The organism is Mesorhizobium sp. M1338 (assembly GCF_040318045.1).
In the GTDB taxonomy this organism is placed as follows: domain Bacteria; phylum Pseudomonadota; class Alphaproteobacteria; order Rhizobiales; family Rhizobiaceae; genus Mesorhizobium.
Genome location: NZ_JAMYLL010000068.1, coordinates 1 through 21,854, shown reverse-complemented (window position 1 = coordinate 21,854; position 21,854 = coordinate 1). Strand labels below are relative to the sequence as shown.

The following is a 21,854-nucleotide window of genomic DNA, read 5'->3' as shown; positions in this document are numbered from 1 at the left end:
TCGCCGTCGCAAGGAAGCTTCTCGTCGTCCTAAACGCCATCATTCGAGACAAAAAAGCTTTCGCATGAACACAGTTGCCATGCCGTGACGGTGATGCTATGCTCCGGCGGTGCAAGGGACCGAGCGCCTACCAGCCGGTTCCACGAAAGAGTTCGAACCACTCCGGGTTGGCTCTCTCGATCAACTCGATCTTCCATTGTCGTGGCCAGCGCTTCAGTGATTTTTCGCGCTGGATGGCGTCGGTAATGTCGAAATACTCTTCGTACCAGACCAGCCGCTGCACACCGTAATGGCTGGTGAAGCGTGAGCCGGTGCCTGATTTGTGCTCCGGCATGCGGCGACCAAGATCGTTGGTGACGCCGATATAGATCGTGCCGCGCTTCTGGCTTGCGGTCATATAGACGTAACCGGTCATGGTTTCAGGGTAGCGAGCGTCGGTACGCGCACAAGCGCCATTTTGATCCGCCGCATTCTATGACAAATGTCACGGCATGGATCCTAGGGTCTGCGCCGCGTCGCTTCGCTCCTTGCTTCGCCCTAGGATGACGAAGGGAAGGGTTGTTTCGGCCAGCCTCGAGGCGTCCAATTGGGCTAAATGGCGATCAACTCGCCAAGCACCCGCCGCCCCCTCACTGCGACCAATATTGCCAGGCCCAGTAGAAACTCTCGTCGCGCGGCGGCAGCCGGTCGCGCTCGGCGTCCCAGCGCACCGGCGCCGGCGATTTCGGTTGTTCAAGCGGCTGGCTTTCCCTGGTCCGGGCGAGAAGCCAGTTGCCGACCTGGGCGAACAGCACGGCGGTGGAATGGGTCATCGTCATCCTCTCCTGCTCTTCCGGTTCCAATCACTCCCGTCCCGCCCACGGGACAAGCACCCGTTCGATCCTGCGGATGGTGAATTCGAGCACGAAGGCGATGGCCGCGATCACCAATATGCCCATCACCACCACGTCGGTGACGAGGAACTGGGCGGCCGACTGGATCATGAAGCCAAGCCCGCGCGTCGCCGCCACCAGTTCGGCGGCGACCAGCGTCGACCAGCCGGCGCCGAGCGCGATGCGCAGGCCGGTCAGGATCGCGGGCAGCGCGCTGGGCAGGACGACATGGCGGACCACCTGTGCTCGAGTCGCGCCAAGCGAGCGCGCCGCGTTGACGCGCTCTTGCGAGACGCCGCGAACGCCGGACGCGGTCGACAATGCCACCGGCGCCAGCATAGCGATGGCGATGACCAGGATCTTCGACGGCTCGCCGATGCCGAACCAGATGATGACCAGCGGCAGATAGGCGAGCGGCGGGATCGGCCGCAGGAATTCCAGCAGCGGATCGAAGATGCCGCGTCCTACCGTGCTGATGCCGATGGCCAGACCAACCGGCACGCCGACGAGGATGGCGGCGACCAGCGCGGCAAAGACTCGGCCCAGGCTGGCGACGACATGCTGCAGCAGCGTCGCATCGACGAAGCCGTCGCGAGCGACGACGATAAATTTGGTCCACACCGCGAGCGGCGAGGGCAGGAACACCGGCGACACCAATTGCAGGCGGGCCGACAGCGCCCACAGGGCCAGCACCATCAGGATGGTGACCGCGCTGACCGCCCGCGCCGAAATGCCTTTGCGCTTCGGGCTGGGCCGCGACCACGGCACCGACAGGCCGTCCGCTTCGTCGATCTTGTGTTCCGGCCGTTCCGTGTAGGAGGTAACGGTCATGCCGCCTCTCCTTCGAAGATCGCATCGGTCAGTTCGCCTCGAGCCGAGGCAAAAGCCGGATCGGCCTTGATGGTGCGAATGGCTTCGCCGGACGCGTAGCGCCTGGAGAAACCGGGCTCGAAGCTCCGCACCACGCGGCCCGGGCCGGGCGCCAGCACGACGATGCGGGTCGCGAGCACCAGCGCCTCCTCGATGCCGTGCGTCACCATCAGCACGCCGACATCGCTTGCCGTCCACAGATCGAGCAGCGTCGTCTGCATGCGCTCGCGCGTCAGCGCGTCGAGGGCGCCAAGCGGCTCGTCGAGCAGCAGGAATTCGGGTTCGGCGGCCAGGGCGCGAGCCAGGCCGACGCGCTGGCGCATGCCGCCGGAAAGCTCCCAGATGCGCTTGTCGCCGGCGTCGTTGAGTTTCACCAGCGCCAAAAGTTCATCGGCGCGGCGCGCCCGCTCGGCCGGTCTGACACCGCGCAGCCGCAGCGCGAAGGCAACGTTTTCGCGCGCGGTCAGCCACGGAAACAGCGCATCGTTCTGGAACACCACCGCCCGGTCCGAGCCAGGTGCTGTGATCGGCCTGCCGTTGATGGAGGCACGCCCACGCGCCGGCGCGACAAGGCCGGCGGCGACATTGAGCAGCGAGGTCTTGCCGCAACCGGAACGGCCGACCAGCACGACGAAGTCGCCCCTGGCGATATCGATCGAAACCCGTTCGACGGCCGGTGCTGCCTGGCAGTCATATTGGATCGAGACCTTGTCCAGTACGAGATGCGGCATGGGTGCCTCGCCGATTTGGAAGGAAAATCCGACTGCCCCGGAACAGCTCCTCGTCAGCGGTTCCGGGGCAGGCAGCACGCGGCGTCAGGGAAGAAGATCCGCGCGCGTTCAGTTGGTGTCAGGCGCTCAGTTCGAGGCCAGCGCCTGGGTGACGTATTTCGACGACACATATTTCGAATAGTCCGGCAGCACGGCGTCGATCTTGCCTTGCTCCTTGAGGAAGGCGGACGCCGCTTCGATCGCCTTGACCGTGCCGCCGCCGAGGAATTTGTCCGAAGCCTGCTCTTCCAGCGTCGGGAAGACATAGCCCTTGAGCAGCTGCGGCACCTCTTCCAGCTTGGCGCCGGTGAGCTTGGCGATCGCGGCCGCCTGTGGCGACGAAACCGACCACGCATCAGGCTTGGCGAGGAATTCGGAATAGGCCGCACCCGTTACCTTGACGAAGTCGCGCACGGCCTCGGGGTTCTTTTCGGCAAAGTCGGTGCGCACGATCCAGGCGTCGAAGGTCGGCGCGCCCCAGGCCGCGACCTGCGAGGAATCCAGCACAACCTTGCCCGTCGTCTTGATCTGCCCGAGTGCCGGATCCCAGACATAGGCCGCGTCGATATCGCCGCGCGAGAAGGCCGCCGCGATCTCCGGTGGCCGCAGGTTGAGGATCTCGACCGACTTCGGATCGACGCCCTCGTGCTTCAACGCGGCGAGCAGGCTGTAATGCGTCGTCGAGACGAAAGGCACGGCGACTTTCTTGCCGGCGAGGTCGGCGACTTTCTCGATGCCGGCGCCGTTGCGCGCCACCAGCGCCTCGGATTGCCCGATCAGGCCGACGACGAAGATGGTCTGGATCGGCAGCTCGCGGCTTGCCGCCGCCGCCAGCGGGCTCGAGCCGACATAGCCTATGTCGACCGAGCCGGATGCGACCGCGGCGATGACATCGGCGCCGGAATCGAATTTGCGCCAATCGATCGCCGCCTTCGTCGCTTTTTCATAGGCCCCGTCAGCCTGCGGCACCTTCGAGGGTTCGACCACCGTCTGGTAGCCGATGGTGATCTTGAGGTCGTCGGCAAAGGCCGGGCCGAGGAAGGCGGCACCGGCAAGTGCCGCCGACGAGAGCAGAACAATGCGTCGCGAAATGGTGGACATGAAGGGCTCCTGAGAAGAGAAAAATCGGAATGCCCCATGATAGTCAGCTAATTCTATCGCTCTTGTAGAGTTAAATCCTTCCAACGAAGGCGGGCTTGTTAGAAAAAAGTCGTCGGTGGTGAGGTGGCGAGGCGGATAGGGCAGCTACGGCGGGCAAACATCAGGCGTCGCGCAGGGCGAACCTTTTAATGCCGGCGGGACAGCACGCCCCTCTGTCCTGCCGGACATCTCCCCCGCAAGGAGGGAGATCGCCTGTCATCCCGGCTTTCGCCAATCTCCAGCGTTGCAAGAAGAGCGGAGCGCCGAAGCTGCCAATCTCCCCCCTTGCGGGGGAGATGCCCGGCAGGGCAGAGGGGGTGCTGTCCCGCCAGCCTCTCAATTCTGCGCCGCCAATCACGAACCTAAATTCCTCCATCAATCCAAATCAGGCAAATCCATGCCTCGAACGGCCCTCGATTCGAAAATATCTTCCACGTGTTCGGGGGTAAGTATAGTATTCTTATCGACATGAGGTAGTTGGAGTCGACGATGAGCGGCCACCACATCACCATGATCGCTAGCGGCATGGATCGGCTTTCGCCGTCGCGTCGGTCGATGCCGGCCACATCCGGCCCTGGAGGACCATTTGCCATCCCGCTGCCGTCGCAGCGCATTTTTGTGCTTTCGAGGGCACAAAGGCTGGTCAAAATGGCCGCAGCGGCTTGAAAACGAAGCAAAATCAACATTCCTCGGCTTGTACATCATGTCACTAGAATTTATGTGTCATGGCAGTCTGGACGCGGCGGGGACGCCCACCAGGCGTTGGGCAACCGATGGTTCCATGCCGTCGCATGACAGAGAAATTTTGATTTCATGCTCACGAAAAAGGGTAAGTACGGCCTCAAGGCGCTCGTCCACCTCGCGCGATTGCCGGCCGGACAGCTCGCCTTCGTCAACGACATCGCCATCGGCAACAACATCCCGAAGAAGTTTCTCGACGCCATCCTGGGCGAGCTGCGCAATGCCGGCTTCGTCCAGAGCCGCAAGGGCAAGGATGGCGGCTACCGCCTGGCGCGCCCCGCCGATGAGATCAAGGTCGGCCATGTCGTGCGCGTCCTCGATGGGCCGCTGGCGCCGATTCCTTGCGCCAGCCGCACCCAGTACCAGCGCTGTGAAGATTGCAACGAGGCGACATGCCAAGTCCGACATCTGATGCTCGAGGTCCGGCAGGCGATCGCCGAGGTGCTCGATCAGCGCAGCCTCGCCGAGATGCGCGACATCGCCCTCGACGACCTTCCGGTCGCGGGCGATATCGACCTGGCGGTCGACGTGAAGGTCCAGGCCTGACACTGGCGCCGCGCACATTGCGGGCAGGCTTATGACCGGGCGCGCCAACTCGATCATCATCGTCGGCGGCGGCGCCAGTGGCGTCGTGCTGGCCGCGCATCTGCTGAAATCGCCCAATCCCGACCTGCGCGTCACGCTGATCGAAAAGCGCCCGCATTTCGGCCAGGGCATCGCCTATTCGACGCTGCTGTCGGCGCATGTGCTCAATGTCAGTGCCGCCGGCATGAGCGCCTATGCCGACGATCCCGGCAATTTCTGGCGCTGGCTGCTGGAGCGCGGCCTGGCAAGTCAGGACCAGGCGCCGGTCTACGCGCCGCGCAGCATCTACGCCCGTTATCTCGGCGAGTTGCTAGACGAGCTGGAGGCGCGTGAAAAGCAGAGTGGCCGTCTGCGTCTGATCCACGAGGAAAGCCTTTTGATCACGCCCACCGCTTCCGGTGTCGAGGCCGCGCTGGCCAATGGCACCAGCGTCGTTGCGCATCTGGCCGTGCTGGCGACCGGCCATGACGAGGAGCCGGCGCAAGGCCATGCCATCAGGATGGGCTCGGAAGCCGACACCGCGCTCCCCCCCGACAGGAGCGTCATGGTGCTGGGCACAGGCCTGAGCATGGTCGACGCCTTCCTGGCGCTGGAACAGCGTGGCCACCGCGGCGACATCATAGCCGTGTCGCGGCGCGGCCTGCTGCCCTCGCCGCATCGCAAGGGCAATCCGATCAAGCTCGACGTCGCCGACATTCCGCTCGGCACCCAATTGTCCTATTTCGTCGGCTGGTTCCGCGACCTGATCAAGGAAAACCAGAAGGCCGGCATCGACTGGCGCGACGTCGTCGACGGCCTGCGGCCGTTCAACCAGAAGATCTGGCAGAACTGGCCGGCTTCCGCCAAGCGCCGCTTCGTCGAGCATACCAAGGCCTGGTGGGACATCCATCGCCATCGCATGGCGCCCGAGGTCTATGCGAGGGTGACGGAAGCCGTGCAATCCGGCCGCATCCGCCTGGTCGCCGGTCGCGTCGTGGACATCGCCAAGAATGGCGAATTCACCGTCCAGATCCAGTCGCGCCACACCCAGCGCCTCGAGACATTCGAGGTCGCCCGCATCTATGATTGCTCTGGTATCGTCAGGGACATCTCGACCTCGTCGAACAGCGTCGTGCGCTCGCTGGTCGATCGTGGCCTGGCGCGGCCGGATCCGCTGCGCATCGGCCTCGACGTGTCGGCCAATTGCGAGATCATCGCCGGCGACGGAACCGTTTCGGCCAAGATCCTCGCCGTCGGCCCGCTGACGCGCGGCACCTTCTTCGAGATCGACGCCATCCCGGACATCCGCGTCCAGTGTGCGAGGCTGAGCAAGCGGCTGTTGGGCTGAGGCAGCCGTGCTATGGTTTCGTCATCCTAGGGCGAAGCAAGGAGCGAAGCGACGCGGCGAAGACCCTAGGATCCGCGACCTGCCCGCTTCGCAGCGGTGCGGAAGACTCCTGGGCGAGTTGGTGCGATAGTTCCGGATCGCTGGATTCCTCGGTCTCCGTCACGGCATGGATCCTCGGGTCAAGCCCGAGGATGACGAGGTTGAGGAGGAATTTCATTCCGCATCTGGCCGGTTGATTGGCACGATCTATCTTCTTTCCGACAGCAAAGGGCTGGAAAAGAGGATACGCTGCCGCTCTGCCTCGAGGCGGTCGCTTGGTCATGGAGCATCGATATGAGCGAGCACGAGATCGCCGCGGCCGACGCGTTGTCGCGCCTGCGTCCGCCCTATAAGTCGGTTCTCGACCTGATCGGCCAGACGCCGGTGGTCGAGCTGACCAAGTTCGACGCCGGCAAATGCCGGCTGTTCATCAAGCTCGAAAGCCAGAACCCCGGCGGCTCGATCAAGGACCGCATCGCATTGTCGATGATCGCCGCGGCCGAGAGAGAGGGAAAGCTCCGGCGCGGCGGCACCATCGTCGAGGCGACCGCCGGCAATACCGGCCTCGGCCTCGCCCAGGTCGGCATCCCCAAAGGCTACCGCATCGTGCTGGTCGTGCCCGACAAGATGTCGCGCGAAAAGATCCAGCATCTGCGCGCGCTCGGCGCCGAGGTGCGCATGACGCGCTCCGATGTCGGCAAGGGCCATGCGGAATATTACCAGGACATGGCCGAGAAGATCGCGGCGGAAACGCCCGGCGCCTTTTATGCCAACCAGTTCGCCAATCCGGCCAACCCGCTTGCGCATGAAACCACCACCGGTCCGGAAATTTTTTCGCAGCTCGACGGTGACGTCGACGCGGTGGTCGTCGGCGTCGGCTCGGGCGGCACGCTGACCGGGCTCGGCCGCTACTTCGCCAAGGTGTCGCCGAAGACCGAGATGGTGCTGGCCGATCCGGTCGGCTCTGTGCTGGCGCCGCTGATCAAGACCGGCAAGATGGAGGAGGCCGGCAGCTGGACCGTGGAAGGCATCGGCGAGGATTTCGTGCCGCCAAATGCCGATTTGTCGCTGGTCAAAAAGGCGTACTCCATTCCCGACAAGCAGAGCATGCTGGCCGTGCGCGACCTCCTGTCGAAGGAAGGCATCCTGGCCGGCTCGTCGTCGGGCACGCTGCTGTCGGCCGCCCTGCGCTATTGCCGCGAGCAGACCTCCGCGAAACGGGTCGTCACATTCGTCTGCGACAGCGGCAACAAATATCTGTCGAAAGTGTTCGACGATTTCTGGCTGGCCGAGCAGGGCTTGGCCGAGCACGAGCAGCATGGCGATCTGCGCGACCTGGTGATGCGCTCGCACCGCACCGGCGACACCGTCTATGTCGGCCCGGACGAAAGCCTGCTCAACGCCTATGGCCGCATGCGCCGCTCCGATGTTTCGCAGCTGCCGGTGCTCGACAACGGCAAGCTCGTCGGCATCGTCGACGAAAGCGATATCCTGGCCAAGGTCGACGGCCCTTATGACGGCCGCTGGGAGCGTTTCAACGCCCCGGTGCGCACGGCCATGACCTCCAATCTGCACACGCTGCAGGCCAGCCAGACGCTGGATGCGCTGCTGCCGGTGTTCGACCGCAACGAGGTCGCCATCATCTTCGACGGCGACGAGTTCGTCGGCCTGATTACCCGCATCGACCTGATCAACCATCTGAGGCGCGCACGATGACTTCACCACCCGGCAAGAACCGCCTGGCCTTCTCGACGCGCACCATCCATGGCGGCCAGAGCCACGATCCGCTGACCGGCGCGGTGATGGTGCCGATCTACGCCACCTCGACCTTTGCCCAGCAGTCGCCCGGCGTGCACAAGGGCTTTGAGTATGCCCGCAGCCAGAACCCGACCCGCTTTGCCTTCGAGCGCGCCGTGGCCGACCTCGAAAGCGGCTCGGCCGCCTTCGCCTTCGCGTCCGGCCTGGCCTCGATCGCCACCGTGCTGGAGCTGCTCGATTCCGGCGCGCATATCGTCGCCACCGACGACATCTATGGCGGTTCCTTCCGCTTGATGGAGCGGGTGCGAAAACGCTCGGCCAATCTGCAGGTCAGTTTCGTCGACTTCACCGATCTTGCTGCAGTCGAGGCGGCAATCCGCCCGGAAACGAAAATGCTCTGGGTCGAGACGCCGACCAACCCGCTGCTGCGCATCGTCGACCTCGAAGGCGTCGCGGCCCTCGCTAGGCGCAAGGGGGTTCTCACGGTCGCCGACAACACGTTTTGCAGCCCCTATATTCAGCGGCCGCTGGAGCTCGGCATCGACATCGTCGTGCACTCGACGACCAAATATCTCAACGGCCATTCCGACATGGTCGGCGGCGTGGCTGTTGTCGGCGACAACAAGGATTTGGCCGCCCAGCTGAAATTCCTGCAGAACGCCATCGGCGCCATTTCAGGCCCGTTCGACAGCTTTCTGGCGCTGCGCGGCCTGAAGACCCTGGCGCTCAGGATGGAGCGTCATTCGTCGAATGGCCTCAAGATCGCGCAGTGGCTGGAAGCGCGCCCCGACGTCCGCCGCGTCATCTATCCCGGCCTCGCCAGCCATCCGCAGCATGAGATCGCGATCAGGCAGATGCACGCCTTCGGCGGCATGATATCAGCCGTGCTGGATCGCGACCTCGCCGGCACCAAAAAGTTCCTTGAGCGCACGCAGCTGTTCACGCTCGCCGAAAGCCTCGGCGGTGTGGAGAGCCTGATCGAGCACCCGGCATTGATGACACATGGGTCCATCCCGGCTGAAAAGCGGGCGGAGATCGGCATTTCGGATTCGCTGGTGCGGCTGTCGGCGGGTGTCGAGGATGGCGATGATCTGATTGCCGATCTGGAGCAGGCGCTGGGGGGTTAGCTCGATCCATGCGGCGTAAGTCAGGATGATACTTGTCGACGTCAGCGCCGCCCCTCATTGTCCTGCCGGACATTTCTCCCCGTAAACGGGGCGAAAGAAGCCAAACACGATTGGCGAAATCATCGATGACAGCGTCCCTCACCCCGTTTACGGGGAGAGGATGCCGGCAGGCAGGTGAGGGGCAGCGCCAACGTCTCATGATCATGGACTTGGCCCAATTGACCCCGAACCCCATCTGCCCGAATTGTAGCGCCCCATGGCCACACGCGAACCATCAAGACCCACCGAAACACCCGTCACCTTCGCGGTGCTGGTCTTCCCCGGATTTCCGATGATGGCGTTCAGCTCGGTCATCGAGCCGCTGCGCGCCGCCAATGTCTTGGCGAAGCGGGAATGCTATCGCTGGATCATCGTCGGGGCCACCCAAGGCCCGGTCGAGGCTTCGAACGGCGTCGTCATCCAGCCGGGGTTCTATGCCGAGGATGCGCCGAAGGTCGACCGCATCGTCGTCTGCTCGGGTGGCGATGCCGACCACCTCGTCGCCGAGGATGCGGCAAGCTGGATCCGCAAGAGCCTGCGCAATGGCGCCCATATCGGCGCGGTGGCGGATGCGGCTTTCTTCCTCGCCCGCGCGGGCCTGCTCGACGGCCATGCCTGCACCTTGCACTGGACCAGCCAGGCCGCCTTCACCGAGGCCTTCCCCAACATCGAGCTGCGGCGCGACCTCTATGTCATCGACCGCAAGCGCTTCACCTCCGCCGGCGGCGTCGGCAGCCTCGACATGATGCTGGAGATCATCACCCGCGACTACGGCGCCGAGCTTGCCGCCGGCGTCGCCGAATGGTTCGTGCACAGCCAACTGCGTTCCAGCATCGACCGCAAGATGATGCCGCTGCGGCTGCGCACCGGCGTCCAGAACGAACTGGTGCTGTCGGCCATCGCCATCATGGAGGACGCGGTCGAAGAGCGGCTCGGCATGGCCGAGCTGACCGCGAAGCTCGGCGTCTCCTCCGACAAGCTCGAGCGCTCCTTTCGCTCCGAACTCGCCATCTCGCCCAATGGCTACTACCGGCGCCTCAGGCTGAAGCGCGCCGCCGATCTGCTGGCGCATTCGACGCTCGCCGTGCGCGACGTGGCGCTGGCCTGTGGCTTCGCCTCGATGTCGAGCTTTGCCCGGGCTTTTCGCGAGGAGCATGGCCATCCGCCGAAGCTGGCGAGGAGGCATTAGTTTGCGCTCGCTGACGCGATGAGATGTTGGCGGGACAGCACCCCCCTCTGTCCTACCGGACATCTCCCCCGCAAGGGGGGAGATCGGATGTCACCTCGACCTTCGCCAATCTCCAGTGTTGCAGGACGAGCGCCTGCGATCGAAGCTGCCAATCTCCCTCCTTGCGGGGGAGATGGCCGGCAGGGCAGAGGGAGGTGCTGTCCCTCCAGCGTTCCGCAATGGGCCCCGCGGCATCCCGCACAACACCTGCGGTTTTCCGCACAATCCATCCGCCCCGCTTGCGCCATGCTCACCCCTCGCAACCCAGCCAAGGCCGTACCCCATGAGCATCGTCGTATTCGACCCCGACAGCACCGAGGACGTGGACTTCAAGGACCGCATGCGCCACCCGGCGGCGGCCGATGCGGCCGGCGGCATGTGGCTGTCGGACACCGAGCCGTCCTTCATCGACGCGGATGCCTTGCGCAAGGGCCGGCTGGCCAAGCTGCGCGGCTGGATGCGCAAGGCCGGTTATGGCGGCGTGGTGCTGTTCGACCCCTACAACCAGCGCTACGCCACCGGCTCGCGCAACATGTTCGGCTATTTCCTGCGCAACTCGACCCGCTATTTCTTTATCCCGACCGAAGGGCCGATCGTGCTGTTCGAATACCCGCAGAGCTACCATGTCTCCATGGTGCTCGACACGATCGACGAGGCGCGGCCGTCCAAGCTGGTCTGGTCTTCGGTTTCCGGCCGCGACGACGAGACAGCCGGTCCCTTCGCCGACGAAATCGCCGAGCTTTTGAAGCAGCATGGCGGCGGCTCGATGAAGCTCGGGCTCGACCGCTGCAGCCATCTGCAGGCGCTGGCCTTGGAAAAGCGCGGCTGCGACGTCCGTGATTGCCAGGGCGAAATCCTCGCGGTGCGCGCCGTCAAGACGCCGGAGGAAGTGAAGTGCCTGCAGGTGTCGATGGCCGGCGCCGAGGCCGCCGTCTACGCCGTGCGCGAGGCGATCAAGCCCGGCGTCTCCGAAAACGACCTGTTCGCCATCATGTATGGCGAGGTCATCCGCCAGGGCGGCGAGTTCATCGAGACCCGGCTGCTGACCTCCGGTCAGCGCACCAATCCGTGGTTCAACGAGGCCAGCGGCCGCAAGATCCGGCCTGGCGAGTTGCTGGCGCTCGATACCGACACGATCGGCTGCTACGGCTATTATTCCGATTTCTCGCGCACCTTCCGCTGCGGGCCGGGCAAGCCGACCCCTTACCAGAAGTCGCTCTACCGCATGGCGCACGACCAGGTTCAGCACAACATCTCGATCGTCAAACCCGGCATGGCCTTCCGCGAGATCGCCGAGAAGGCCTGGAAGATCCCCGACCGTTTCGTCGACCAGCGCTACACCTCGGTCATGCACGGCGTCGGCATGCATGGCGAGACGCCGTTCATCGCGCATGCCATGGACTACGAAACCTATGGCCGCGACGGCCATATCGTGCCAGGCATGGTGGTGAGCGTCGAAAGTTATATCGGCGAGAAGGGCGGCCGCGAGGGCGTCAAGCTGGAGGACGAGATCCTGATCACCGACACCGGCACCGAACTCTTGTCGCGCTTTCCCTATGAGGACGAGTTTCTGGAGAAACAGGTTTGAGAGCGGCTGCTTATCTCAGCGAAGTATCGCGAACCTTCCCGGCTGGCGTAGCCTCCCATCACTTCGTCATCCTAGGGCGGAGCAAGGAGCGTAGCGACGTGGCGCAGACCCTAGGATCCATGCCGCGACTCCGACGCATCGCGACAGTGCGGAATCTGCTCCGTTGCACTCTTCGGCCAACCTCACGGCATGGATCCTCGGGTCTTCGCGTCCGCTTCGCTCCCGCTCCGCCCGTGGATGACGAAGTCGGGGGCGCTTCGGCCAATCACCACGGTTTGCGACAGCTCGATAAAGGAACGGCGTTGGCTTTTGACGAAGCGAGGCCGTCCGACGATGACGGGAAACCATGAAAACCCCCATCGCCATCAAGCGCGGCACCGTGGCCGCGATCTTCATCGACCTGCAGGAAGAGCACCGGCAGGACAGCCGCTACCTGGTCGAGGGCTTCAGCAACATCCTCGCCAACGTCCAGCGCCTGCAGGCGGCGGCGCGGCAAAACAATGTGCCGCTCTACCACTGGGCCTACATCGTCGATCTCGACAGCCAGGACCGGCCGTTCCATCCGGTCGGTGAGGACGGCAAGTCGGCCTTCTCCGACAAGAGCGATCCGCTGACCGAGATCTGCCATGAGGTGGCACCGATCAAGGGCGAGGCCCTGCTGATCAAGGCCGAGGCCAGCGCCTTCCGCACCGGGCCGGCGGCGCGCGACATCAAGTCCTCCGGCATCGAATGGCTTGTCGTATCAGGCGTCTGGACCGAGGCCTGCATCGACGCGTCGGTGAAGGATGCGGTGGCCAAGGGCTTTCGCGTGCTGCTGGTCAAGGATGCCTGCGGCAGCGGCAGTGCGGCCATGCACCAGACCGGCATCCTCAACCTCGCCAACCGGCTCTATGGCGGTGCCGTCACCGACACCGACGGCGCCTGCCGGCTGCTGGCCGGCGAGACCGTCATCGCCTGGCAGGTCGAAGGCTCGGTGCCGCTGCGCTTCACCTTCGACAACGCGGCCCAACTTTACGCCGACCTATGACTGCCGAACGCATGACTCGCGGCAAATACGAACTTCGGCTCGACCCAGATCTCTGGGCCTATATCGACGCGGTCAACGCCTGGTATCCGCCCGATATCATCGGCCTGCCGATCGACAAGCAGCGCGCGGTCTATGACCGGATGAGCCGCGCCTTCCACCAGGGCCGACCGCCCGGCGTCACGGCCAGCGACAGCCTGATCGCCGCCGCCGGCCGCGACATCCCGATCCGCCGCTACCAGCTTGCCGGCACGGCCGCGAAGGCGCTGGTGGTCTATCTCCACGGCGGCGGCTTCATCCTCGGCGGGCTCGAAAGCCATGACGACATCTGCGCCGAGATCTGCGCCGGCACCGGTTTTGACGTGCTGTCGGTCGACTACCGGCTGGCGCCGGAGCATGTGCACCCCGCCGCCTTCGACGATGCCGTCACCGCCTTCGAATGGGTGGCGGCCGCCACCGATCTGCCGCTTGTGCTGTGCGGCGAAAGCGCCGGCGGCAATCTCGCGGCAGCGGTCGCGCAGGCGACGCGCCGGCACGCCCGCGCCGCGATCGGCCAGGTGCTGATCTATCCCGAACTCGGCGGCGACGAGAGCACCGGCTCCTATGTCGAGCACGCCGATGCGCCGCTGCTGTCACTGCACGGCGTCGCCTTCTACCGCGACGTCCGCTCCGCCAAGCGGCAATCACTGGACGATCCGACCTTCCAGCCTTTGCGCGACACCGATTTCTCCGGCCTGCCGCCGACGGTGATCGTCACCGCCGAGTGCGACCCGCTGTCGTCGGACGGCGAGACCTACCGCGACCGTATTGTGGCCGCCGGCGGCAAGGCGTGGTGGCACGAGGAGAAGCGCCTGGTGCACAGCTTCCTGCGCGCCCGGACTACGGTGCCGGCCGCGGCGGAAGCGTTTGGGCTGATTGTTGCAGCGGTTGCTGCGCTGGGCCGGGGAGAGTGGCCGTATTGACCTTGAGAGGTCGGCGGGACAGCACCCCCCTCTGTCCTGCCGGACATCTCCCCCGCAAGGGGGGAGATCGGATGTCGCCTCGACCTTCGCTAATCTTCAACGTCTCTAAGCTGGCGGAACGCATGAACTGCCAATCTCCCCCCTTGCGGGGGAGATGTCCGGCAGGACAGAGGGGGTGTGAAGGAACTCAACGGCTAGCCAGTCCTGGGGCAGGACGCCACGAACCGGCTCCAACGCATTGCGGAGCACCGCACAATCACTGCGGAAAACCGAACACTCCCCTGCGTCACCCGGCTCTATCATTCCCTCAGGCAATGGCGTCCTGGCGATCGCATCGCCCCCGAATCCGTCGATCGGCCGGGGCGCCCAACAACTGGGGAACGACGATGAAATTCATGCTGACCGACCGCAAATTGCACCCGCAAGCCAAACCCGTCGCCGACGATTTCAGGACCGGCGGCCTCAACCGCCGCGAATATCTGGCCCTGATGGCCGGCCTCGGCGTCAGCGCCGCCGGCGCCCTGGCGCTGGGCGGTCTCGCCCCCACCCCTGCCCGCGCGGCCGAGCCCAAGAAGGGCGGCGTCTTGCGCGTCGCCATGAACGTCAAGGGGTTCAAGGACCCGCGCACCTTCGATGGTGTCGAGATGTCCAACGTCGCCCGCCATTGCAACGAATATCTGGTGCGCTGGAACACCGACTTCTCCTTCGAGCCCTGGCTGCTCGAAAGCTGGGAGGCGAGCGACGACGCCAAGACGCTGACGCTGCATGTGCGCAAGGGCATCTCCTGGTCGAACGGCGATGCCTTCAACGCCGACGATGTCATCCACAACCTCACCCGCTGGTGCGATGCCTCGGTGGCAGGCAATTCGGTCGCCGCGCGCATGGGCGCGCTGGTCAATGCCGACACCAAGAAGGTCGTCGATGGCGGCATCGCCAAGGTCGACGACTTCACCATCAAGCTGAACCTGCCGAAGCCCGACATTTCGCTGATCGCCGGCATGGCCGACTACCCGGCGCTGATCATGCACCGCTCCTATGAGGGCGACGGCGACCCCAAGAAGGCGCTTGCAATCACCACCGGCCCCTGCGAGCTGGTCGGCTGGGATGCCGAGACGGGTGCGGAGGTGAAGCGCAAGGACAAGCCGTGGTGGAAGGGCGAGTTCCACCTCGACGGCATCAAATGGGTCGATTACGGCTCCGACCCCAACGCCATGCTGTCGGCCTTCGAATCCGGCGAGATCGACACCGACCACGAGACCGCCTCCGACGCCGTCTCGCAGACCGAGCAGATGGGGCTGATGAATTCCGAGATCGCCACCGGCTCCACCATCGTCGCCCGCTTCAATGTCGGCAACGCGCCCTATGACGACGTCAAGGTGCGCCGCGCCGCCCAGCTTGCCGTCGACAATTCCGCCGTGCTGGCGCTTGGCCTCGGCGGCCGCGGCAAGCCCGCCGACAACCACCATGTCGGCCCCATGCACCCTGAATACGCCGATATCGGCCCGGCCAAGCGCGACGTCGACCAGTCGAAGAAACTGCTCGCCGAGGCCGGCAAGGCCGACCACGAGTTCGAGCTCATCTCCGTCGATGTCGAATGGCAAAAGAGCACCGGCGACGCCATCGGCGCGCAGATGCGCGAGGCCGGCCTCAAGATCAAACGCACCGTACTGCCGGCCGCCACCTTCTGGAACGACTGGAGCAAATACCCCTTCTCCTGTACCGAATGGCTCGGCCGCCCGCTCGGCGTCCAGGTGCTGGCGCTGGCGTATAAATCGGGCGCCGCCTGGAACGAAAGCGCCTACGCCAACAAGGAGTTCGACGAACTGCTCGACAAGGCGCTGGCCACGCCCGATGCCAAGGCGCGCAAGGAGATCATGGCCAAGATCGAGCAGAATCTGCGCGACTCAGGCATCATCATCCAACCCTACTGGCGCTCGGTCTACCGCACGTATCGCAAGGGGGTAGAAGGCTGTGAACAGCACCAGGCGCTGGAGCAGCACTTCGAGAAGGTTTGGTTGGAGAGTTGAGCCTTCGCTCTTCCTGGGTTCCTCTCCCTCCGGAGGGGAGAGAGGTGGCGCTGCGAAGCAGCGACGGAGTGGAGGACGCCATTCGCAAAGTCAAAACCGGGTCAGGATCGAGGATAGAGGCCCCGGCTAGCGTGCGCATATCGCAGGTCAGCGCCGCCCCTCATTGCCCTGCCGGGCATTTCTCCCCGTATAGTGACGGGGAGAAAGTAGCTGGCCGCATCGCCGGCGCTTTCCTTGCAACGCTGGAGATTGGCGAAAGCGGCGACGACATCGTCCCTCGCCCCGTCTCTATACGGGGAGAGGATGCCGGCAGGCAGGTGAGGGGCAGCGCCAGCGTTGGCCTTCCCTTCCCCCTGCGGAAGAAGGTCAGCAGCGTCAGCGCCCCGTTCACATGCGACAAAAGCAGACACAGGCGCGCGCCCGTTTACCTCTCGGTCTTCACCAAAGTCCAGATCCAGCCGACAAAGGTCAGCACCAGGAACGGATAGCCGGCGGCGGGCAGCGGCGATGAAGTCGGCAGCAAGGGCGTGCCCCGGAGGATCATGCCGGCCGAGACGATGAACAGCCCGGCGGCCACGAGTGCGGTGAGCCGCATCCACACGGCGAAAGTCTTCGGTGCGCTGACCATGACAAGTGCGGCCGCCCACAGCGAGATGCCGCCGACATAGGAGGGCACGCTGGCCTCCAGCCCCGCCGCATTGCCGGCGAGCAGCAGGCTTTCGCCGGCAAGGAAGGTCAGGAACCCGGCGGCAACGCAATCATTGCCCAGCCGCTGATATTTCATCGTCAGCAGCGCCGTCGCCACCACCAGTGCCACGCCATCGATCGTCCACAGCGTTTCGCGCAGCGGAGCGCTGGCCACGAAGGTGCCGGCGAGGCCAAAAGCGCCGCCGATGGCGAGGCCGATCGCGGCGACAATGTCCGAAGTGAAACGCATGTGATGCCTCCCCAAGCCGTGCTGAGGATACTCCCAGGCGGGACGTTCTCAAAGCCCGGAGGGAAGCGCGAAGCGGAAAACGGCGGAGTGTCGGGAAGCCCTCGGGCGATCCGGCCTTGTCACGCCCTCGCCAGCGGTCGGAGAGTGGCCGACGCGAATGCCGGTGAGGCAGTTGCCTGAGCCCGCGTCGGCCACTGGCGAACCGAGGTCCGCCGCTCGATTTTTCTAGCCCGCCATCGCGGCACGAGCAACTGAGCCAAGGCCGTCGGTACGGATTCGTACCAACCTTCGGCGTCACTTTTCTTGCGGGATCTGGGCGTCATCCGCCCGTCTGGCGCGCCGGTCACGGACGCCCGGCATCATCTGAACGGCTGTGTCAAATACGTCAGGGTGGGGTGTTCTTAAAGGGTGGCCGGTGACCAGATCTTTTTGAAGACGGTGAAGGACATCACCGTGGGATGCCCGTTCATTTCATAATGTGCATGGAACGGGCAATGAACTAACAGAGCCGCTGCGGGTTCATTTCACCAGTTCGCCACGGAATCGTTTCTAGAAATTGCGGTCTGGCAGATTTCATCCCGGCTGGTGGAGCAGGGGCGCTGCCGGCTACGGGCATCGTGTCTACAGTTTCCATCCGCAAGAAGCCGTCATTGGACACGTAAATGCAAAAAGACTTTGAACCCGCTAGGTTATGGAATGCTAGTCCTCGGAAGATCCGTTTAAAGGCGTGGCAAGCGAGCCGGACGGCGGGATACCAAGATTCTTGATACCCGGACGGAGACTAATCTCCACCGCACACCTTCAGCGCCGCGCTGCGTGCGGACGCCTGGCCGGTTTCTCAATCCCCCATCTTCAGCGCCTGAATAAACGCCTCCTGCGGAATATCCACCTTCCCAAACTGCCGCATCCGCTTCTTGCCCTCTTTCTGCTTGTCCAGCAGCTTGCGTTTGCGCGAGACGTCGCCGCCGTAGCATTTGGCGGTGACATCCTTGCGCAGCGCTGAGATGGTTTCGCGGGCGATGACCTTGCCGCCGATGGCGGCCTGGATCGGGATCTTGAACAGATGGTTCGGGATCAGCTCCTTCAGCTTCTCGCACATCTGCCGGCCGCGCTTTTCCGCCGCCGTGCGGTGCACCAGCATGGAAAGCGCATCCACCGGCTCCTCATTGACCAGGATCGACATCTTGACGAGGTCGCCTTCCTTGTAGTCGGTGAGGTGATAGTCGAAGGAAGCATAGCCCTTGGAGATCGACTTCAGCCGGTCGTAGAAGTCGAACACGACTTCGTTGAGCGGCAAATCGTAGATCAGCATGGCGCGCTTGCCGACATAAGACAGGTCGGCCTGGATGCCGCGCCGGTCCTGGCAGAGTTTCAATATGCCGCCGAGATAGTCGTCGGGCGTCAGGATGGTGGCGCGGATCCAGGGCTCCTCGATGGCCGAGATCTTCACCACGTCGGGCATGTCGGCCGGGTTGTGCAGTTCCTTCATGGAGCCGTCGGTCAGAGCCAGCCGGTAGACGACGCTCGGCGCCGTGGCGATCAGGTCGAGGTTGAACTCGCGCTCCAGCCGCTCCTGGATGATTTCCAGATGTAAGAGGCCGAGGAAGCCGCAGCGATAGCCGAAGCCGAGCGCCGCACTGGTTTCCATTTCAAAGGAGAAGGATGCGTCGTTGAGGCGCAGCTTGCCGACCGCGGCGCGCAGGTCCTCGAAATCGGCGGCGTCGACCGGGAACAGGCCGCAGAACACCACCGGCTGCGCCGGCTTGAAGCCGGGCAGCGCCTTGGCGGTTGAGCGCTTGTCCTCGGTGATGGTGTCGCCGACGCGGGTGTCGGCCACTTCCTTGATCGAGCCGGTGAAGAAGCCGAACTCGCCGGGGCCGAGCTCGTCGACATTGATGCGGGCCGGCGTGAACACGCCCGTGCGTTCGACCAGGTGCTTGGCGCCGGTGCCCATCATGCGGATGGTCTGGCCCTTCTTCAGCACGCCGTCGATGACGCGCACCAGCACGATGACGCCGAGATAGGCGTCGTACCAGCTATCGACCAGCATCGCCTTCAGCGGCGCCGAAGCATCACCCTCGCGCGGCGGCGGCAATTGATGGACGATTGCCTCCAGCACATCGGGAATGCCAAGGCCGGTCTTGGCCGAGATCAGCACGGCGTTGGAGGCGTCGATGCCGATCACCTCCTCGACCTGCTCGCGGATGCGCTCGGGCTCGGCGGCCGGCAGGTCGACCTTGTTCAACACCACGACGATCTCATGGTTGTTGTCGATCGCCTGGTAGACATTGGCCAGCGTCTGCGCCTCGACGCCCTGCGAGGCGTCGACGACCAGCAGCGAGCCCTCGCAGGCGGCGAGCGAGCGCGACACTTCATAGGCGAAGTCGACATGGCCGGGCGTGTCGATCAAATTGAGGATATAGTCCTCGCCATTGTTGGCGTGGTATTTCAGCCGCACCGTCTGCGCCTTGATGGTGATGCCGCGCTCGCGCTCGATGTCCATCGAGTCCAGCACCTGCTCCTTCATGTCGCGCAGCTCCAGCCCGCCGGTCAGCTGGATCAGCCGGTCGGCAAGCGTGGATTTGCCATGGTCGATATGGGCGACGATGGAGAAATTGCGGATGTGGTCGAGGGGCGTGCTCATGGCGCGCGTTTAGCAGGGGCAGGTTGTATCGGCAAGCGGCACGGCCACTGCCGGGGCAAGCGGTGCGGCGCCGTTGCGGAGCAAGCGGCACAGCCACTTGTCGCTTATTACGCGCTTTTGGCGAAAATCGATAAATTAACCAAGTCCGTTAGAGCATAATTGGGGACTGCCATGTTAGCCGGTAGCGATATTCTGACATAAGGATCAAGGCATGCGGGGGCTTGCAGGCAGGTTTATCGAGTCGCGGAGCGGCGCGTTCGCACCGATACTCGTTCTCATCATGGTTCCGCTGATCACCGCGGTCGGCTTTTCGGTCGACTACACCTCGGCGGTCCAGACCAGGTCGACCGAGCAGGCGGCACTCGATGCCGCGATCCTGTCGATCACCACGATGGATACCGCCTCGACGAAGGCGCAGCGCCAGGTGGCGATGCAGGCCTCCTACTTGGCCAATGGCGGACAGGGCACCGCGACGCTGAACACCTTCGATGTCAGCGCCAACGGCACCGCCACCGCGCAGGCCGCGGCGAGCTACGCCATGCCGACCGTGTTCATGCAGATCGCCCGGATCACCACGGTGCCGGTTGGCGTCTCATCGGCAGTGAGCAAGACGCCCGCACTGGTCGCAGCTACATTCAACGTCGATCACGTTTCAGGCTACTGGAACAAGACCATGACCTTGTACGGCCTTCCCTTCGGTTCGACCTCCAGCACCACACCGACGACTATGATGAAGGTCAACTATGTCTACAAAGGCTATAACTATTCCTATACGAGCGGGAACAAGACTTATACCGCTGCCGACCCGAAAGGCTACGGCACGACAACTATTTCCACTGTGTCGGGAACAACCCAGACCCTGGTTCAGAGCCAAGTGTGCACGACAGTAGGGTCAACGACCGATTTCACTCCCACCGCCGGAGTTTACAGAAGCACCGCGGTAGCAAAAAGCGGAACTACAATCGGCTCCACCATCTATTTCAAGACGACGTGCGCGACCACGAATTCCGCCGGAAACAGCAGTGGCGCAACAGTCAATGTGAGCACCATGGACCAGCTCTATCTGCAGATGGATGTGCCGTCCGGACCGGTAAACCCGCTCAAGTCGAACAATGCAAACACGTCGAACCGGCTCTACCTCGGCGCCGGGTACAGCACTGCGGCACAAAAGGCCCTGGACCCTTCCAAATACCTCCCCGTCGAGGTTGCCAGCAACACGGTCGTCGACATCTTCGGCGCTGTGCCCTGCAGCCAGACCAGCGACCAGGCATGGGAAGACGGCGGCAACAATCCTCCACTGCCTGATGTCACGAACGCCGACTTCTTCTACAGCGTGACCGGCAAGTGCGACTTCAACAAGCGGCCCTCCAACACGGTGCTGACGCAGTAGACGACTGAGCTTCTTCCCTTCTCCCCTTGTTGTGGGAGAAGGTGGATTGGCGCCCAGCGCCAAGACGGATGAGGAGTGCTGGACGGAGCGCAATAGCTGGCCATGCCGCATCAACCTGTCCCGCCAGCCAAACGAAGCTTCGCCCGTTCGCTCCGGCGTGAAGCGACGGAAGCGGAAGACCGGTTGTGGCATGAACTGCGCGATCGGAGGCTCGACCGGATAAAATTTCGGCGCCAGGTTCCCATTGGAAAATACATCGCCGATTTCGTCTGCTTCGAAGCTGGCCTGATCATCGAGATCGATGGCAGCCAGCACGCGGAGTCTGATTCTGACCGGATCCGCAAGGCTGACCTGGAGGCGAGAGGCTTTCGCATTCTGCGCTTCTGGAACGATGACGTTCTGAGAGACTTGAACGCGGTCTGCGATACCATCATCGCCTATGTACGGGATACGAGTCTCCAGCCGTGGCGATAGGGGCTCCGACTTCCCTTCTCCCCTTGTGGGAGAAGGTGTCGCCGAAGGCGACGGATGAGGGGTGTTCCAGCTTGGCAAGGACGGCAATCCGTCCAACACCCCTCAACCGTCTCGGCGCTGCGCGCCGATCCACCTTCTCCCACAAGGGGCTAGCGTGCGCACACATTTGCTTCGGGGTCAGTTTGGTTTGGCAAGGGCGAAGCCGTCTGCGATGGCGTGGAAGCGCCTGAGGCCGTTGCAGAAGGTGATGGGCCCCGGTGGTCGCTCCTTTGCATAGCCGTTCCAGCCTCCCAGACGCGCGATACACCAGGC

The 21,854-nt window shown here is 63.9% G+C and carries 19 protein-coding genes; 11 read left to right on the top strand and 8 right to left on the bottom strand.

The features are described from left to right. Positions 1 to 127 precede the first annotated feature (127 nt). From NKH19_RS30625 to NKH19_RS30600, 6 genes are all read right to left on the bottom strand, one after another. On the bottom strand, positions 128 to 415 hold the full coding sequence (locus NKH19_RS30625) for a GIY-YIG nuclease family protein (RefSeq protein WP_352753873.1): 288 nt from the start codon (positions 413 to 415) through the stop codon (positions 128 to 130). Between the two features lie 214 nt (positions 416 to 629). Beyond that, the gene (locus NKH19_RS30620; RefSeq protein WP_352753872.1) at positions 630 to 812 is read right to left on the bottom strand and encodes a hypothetical protein; all 183 of its coding nucleotides are present in this window, start codon (positions 810 to 812) and stop codon (positions 630 to 632) included. Positions 813 to 842: 30 nt separating this feature from the next. Next, on the bottom strand, positions 843 to 1,703 hold the full coding sequence (locus tag NKH19_RS30615) for an ABC transporter permease subunit (protein WP_352873511.1): 861 nt from the start codon (positions 1,701 to 1,703) through the stop codon (positions 843 to 845). Beyond that, a complete protein-coding gene (locus tag NKH19_RS30610) occupies positions 1,700 to 2,473 on the bottom strand; it encodes a taurine ABC transporter ATP-binding protein (protein WP_352873513.1) in 774 nt (257 codons plus the stop codon). Before NKH19_RS30610 ends, NKH19_RS30615 begins: the two co-directional genes overlap by 4 nt. A gap of 126 nt (positions 2,474 to 2,599) precedes the next feature. Next, complete coding sequence (tauA, locus tag NKH19_RS30605; RefSeq protein ID WP_352873514.1) at positions 2,600 to 3,613, bottom strand: taurine ABC transporter substrate-binding protein; 1,014 nt, start codon at positions 3,611 to 3,613, stop codon at positions 2,600 to 2,602. 401 nt (positions 3,614 to 4,014) lie between these two features. Continuing rightward, entirely contained in the window at positions 4,015 to 4,338 is a 324-nt protein-coding gene (locus NKH19_RS30600) for a hypothetical protein (protein ID WP_352873516.1), read from the bottom strand. A gap of 127 nt (positions 4,339 to 4,465) precedes the next feature. Between NKH19_RS30600 and NKH19_RS30595 the strand changes: the two genes are divergently transcribed. The 9 genes from NKH19_RS30595 to NKH19_RS30555 all read left to right on the top strand — a co-directional run bounded on the left by NKH19_RS30595 (position 4,466) and on the right by NKH19_RS30555 (position 16,097). Beyond that, a complete protein-coding gene (locus NKH19_RS30595) occupies positions 4,466 to 4,939 on the top strand; it encodes an RrF2 family transcriptional regulator (protein ID WP_352873518.1) in 474 nt (157 codons plus the stop codon). Between the two features lie 31 nt (positions 4,940 to 4,970). Beyond that, positions 4,971 to 6,305 (top strand): FAD/NAD(P)-binding protein, encoded by a 1,335-nt coding sequence (locus NKH19_RS30590; protein WP_352873519.1) that lies wholly within the window; start codon positions 4,971 to 4,973, stop codon positions 6,303 to 6,305. 333 nt (positions 6,306 to 6,638) lie between these two features. Further along, complete coding sequence (locus NKH19_RS30585) at positions 6,639 to 8,060, top strand: pyridoxal-phosphate dependent enzyme (RefSeq protein ID WP_352873521.1); 1,422 nt, start codon at positions 6,639 to 6,641, stop codon at positions 8,058 to 8,060. Next, positions 8,057 to 9,229 (top strand): trans-sulfuration enzyme family protein, encoded by a 1,173-nt coding sequence (locus NKH19_RS30580; protein ID WP_352873522.1) that lies wholly within the window; start codon positions 8,057 to 8,059, stop codon positions 9,227 to 9,229. Before NKH19_RS30585 ends, NKH19_RS30580 begins: the two co-directional genes overlap by 4 nt. A gap of 256 nt (positions 9,230 to 9,485) precedes the next feature. Next, complete coding sequence (locus NKH19_RS30575) at positions 9,486 to 10,457, top strand: GlxA family transcriptional regulator (protein WP_352873524.1); 972 nt, start codon at positions 9,486 to 9,488, stop codon at positions 10,455 to 10,457. 322 nt (positions 10,458 to 10,779) lie between these two features. Next, entirely contained in the window at positions 10,780 to 12,084 is a 1,305-nt protein-coding gene (locus NKH19_RS30570) for a M24 family metallopeptidase (protein WP_352873525.1), read from the top strand. A gap of 346 nt (positions 12,085 to 12,430) precedes the next feature. Further along, positions 12,431 to 13,111 carry an isochorismatase family protein gene (locus tag NKH19_RS30565; RefSeq protein WP_352873526.1) on the top strand — a complete coding sequence of 227 codons (681 nt, stop codon included), beginning with the start codon at positions 12,431 to 12,433 and terminating at the stop codon, positions 13,109 to 13,111. An 11-nt stretch (positions 13,112 to 13,122) separates the two neighbouring features. Continuing rightward, on the top strand, positions 13,123 to 14,070 hold the full coding sequence (locus NKH19_RS30560) for an alpha/beta hydrolase (RefSeq protein WP_352873528.1): 948 nt from the start codon (positions 13,123 to 13,125) through the stop codon (positions 14,068 to 14,070). 386 nt (positions 14,071 to 14,456) lie between these two features. Next, positions 14,457 to 16,097, top strand: a complete 1,641-nt coding sequence (locus NKH19_RS30555; RefSeq protein WP_352983477.1) for an ABC transporter substrate-binding protein — start codon at positions 14,457 to 14,459, stop codon at positions 16,095 to 16,097. A 424-nt stretch (positions 16,098 to 16,521) separates the two neighbouring features. Here NKH19_RS30555 and NKH19_RS30550 read toward each other — a convergent pair whose 3' ends face one another. Then, complete coding sequence (locus NKH19_RS30550) at positions 16,522 to 17,034, bottom strand: hypothetical protein (RefSeq protein WP_352873532.1); 513 nt, start codon at positions 17,032 to 17,034, stop codon at positions 16,522 to 16,524. Positions 17,035 to 17,872: 838 nt separating this feature from the next. After that, entirely contained in the window at positions 17,873 to 19,678 is a 1,806-nt protein-coding gene (gene lepA / locus NKH19_RS30545; protein WP_352873534.1) for a translation elongation factor 4, read from the bottom strand. A gap of 211 nt (positions 19,679 to 19,889) precedes the next feature. Here lepA and NKH19_RS30540 point away from each other — a divergent pair, with 211 nt between their 5' ends. After that, positions 19,890 to 21,068: a TadE/TadG family type IV pilus assembly protein gene (locus NKH19_RS30540; protein ID WP_352873536.1), complete on the top strand. Its 1,179-nt coding sequence runs from the start codon at positions 19,890 to 19,892 to the stop codon at positions 21,066 to 21,068. A 102-nt stretch (positions 21,069 to 21,170) separates the two neighbouring features. Beyond that, positions 21,171 to 21,542, top strand: a complete 372-nt coding sequence (locus NKH19_RS30535) for an endonuclease domain-containing protein (RefSeq protein ID WP_352873538.1) — start codon at positions 21,171 to 21,173, stop codon at positions 21,540 to 21,542. The last annotated feature ends 312 nt before the right edge of the window (positions 21,543 to 21,854 follow it).

Bases quoted from the DNA above. Each gene is read 5' to 3' on its own strand.
- NKH19_RS30625 (WP_352753873.1), bottom strand. From the start codon at position 415: ATGACCGGTTACGTCTATATGACCGCAAGCCAGAAGCGCGGCACGATC.
- NKH19_RS30620 (WP_352753872.1), bottom strand. From the start codon at position 812: ATGACCCATTCCACCGCCGTGCTGTTCGCCCAGGTCGGCAACTGGCTT.
- NKH19_RS30615 (WP_352873511.1), bottom strand. From the start codon at position 1,703: ATGACCGTTACCTCCTACACGGAACGGCCGGAACACAAGATCGACGAA.
- NKH19_RS30610 (WP_352873513.1), bottom strand. From the start codon at position 2,473: ATGCCGCATCTCGTACTGGACAAGGTCTCGATCCAATATGACTGCCAG.
- tauA (WP_352873514.1), bottom strand. From the start codon at position 3,613: ATGTCCACCATTTCGCGACGCATTGTTCTGCTCTCGTCGGCGGCACTT.
- NKH19_RS30600 (WP_352873516.1), bottom strand. From the start codon at position 4,338: ATGTTGATTTTGCTTCGTTTTCAAGCCGCTGCGGCCATTTTGACCAGC.
- NKH19_RS30595 (WP_352873518.1), top strand. From the start codon at position 4,466: ATGCTCACGAAAAAGGGTAAGTACGGCCTCAAGGCGCTCGTCCACCTC.
- NKH19_RS30590 (WP_352873519.1), top strand. From the start codon at position 4,971: ATGACCGGGCGCGCCAACTCGATCATCATCGTCGGCGGCGGCGCCAGT.
- NKH19_RS30585 (WP_352873521.1), top strand. From the start codon at position 6,639: ATGAGCGAGCACGAGATCGCCGCGGCCGACGCGTTGTCGCGCCTGCGT.
- NKH19_RS30580 (WP_352873522.1), top strand. From the start codon at position 8,057: ATGACTTCACCACCCGGCAAGAACCGCCTGGCCTTCTCGACGCGCACC.
- NKH19_RS30575 (WP_352873524.1), top strand. From the start codon at position 9,486: ATGGCCACACGCGAACCATCAAGACCCACCGAAACACCCGTCACCTTC.
- NKH19_RS30570 (WP_352873525.1), top strand. From the start codon at position 10,780: ATGAGCATCGTCGTATTCGACCCCGACAGCACCGAGGACGTGGACTTC.
- NKH19_RS30565 (WP_352873526.1), top strand. From the start codon at position 12,431: ATGAAAACCCCCATCGCCATCAAGCGCGGCACCGTGGCCGCGATCTTC.
- NKH19_RS30560 (WP_352873528.1), top strand. From the start codon at position 13,123: ATGACTCGCGGCAAATACGAACTTCGGCTCGACCCAGATCTCTGGGCC.
- NKH19_RS30555 (WP_352983477.1), top strand. From the start codon at position 14,457: ATGAAATTCATGCTGACCGACCGCAAATTGCACCCGCAAGCCAAACCC.
- NKH19_RS30550 (WP_352873532.1), bottom strand. From the start codon at position 17,034: ATGCGTTTCACTTCGGACATTGTCGCCGCGATCGGCCTCGCCATCGGC.
- lepA (WP_352873534.1), bottom strand. From the start codon at position 19,678: ATGAGCACGCCCCTCGACCACATCCGCAATTTCTCCATCGTCGCCCAT.
- NKH19_RS30540 (WP_352873536.1), top strand. From the start codon at position 19,890: ATGCGGGGGCTTGCAGGCAGGTTTATCGAGTCGCGGAGCGGCGCGTTC.
- NKH19_RS30535 (WP_352873538.1), top strand. From the start codon at position 21,171: ATGCCGCATCAACCTGTCCCGCCAGCCAAACGAAGCTTCGCCCGTTCG.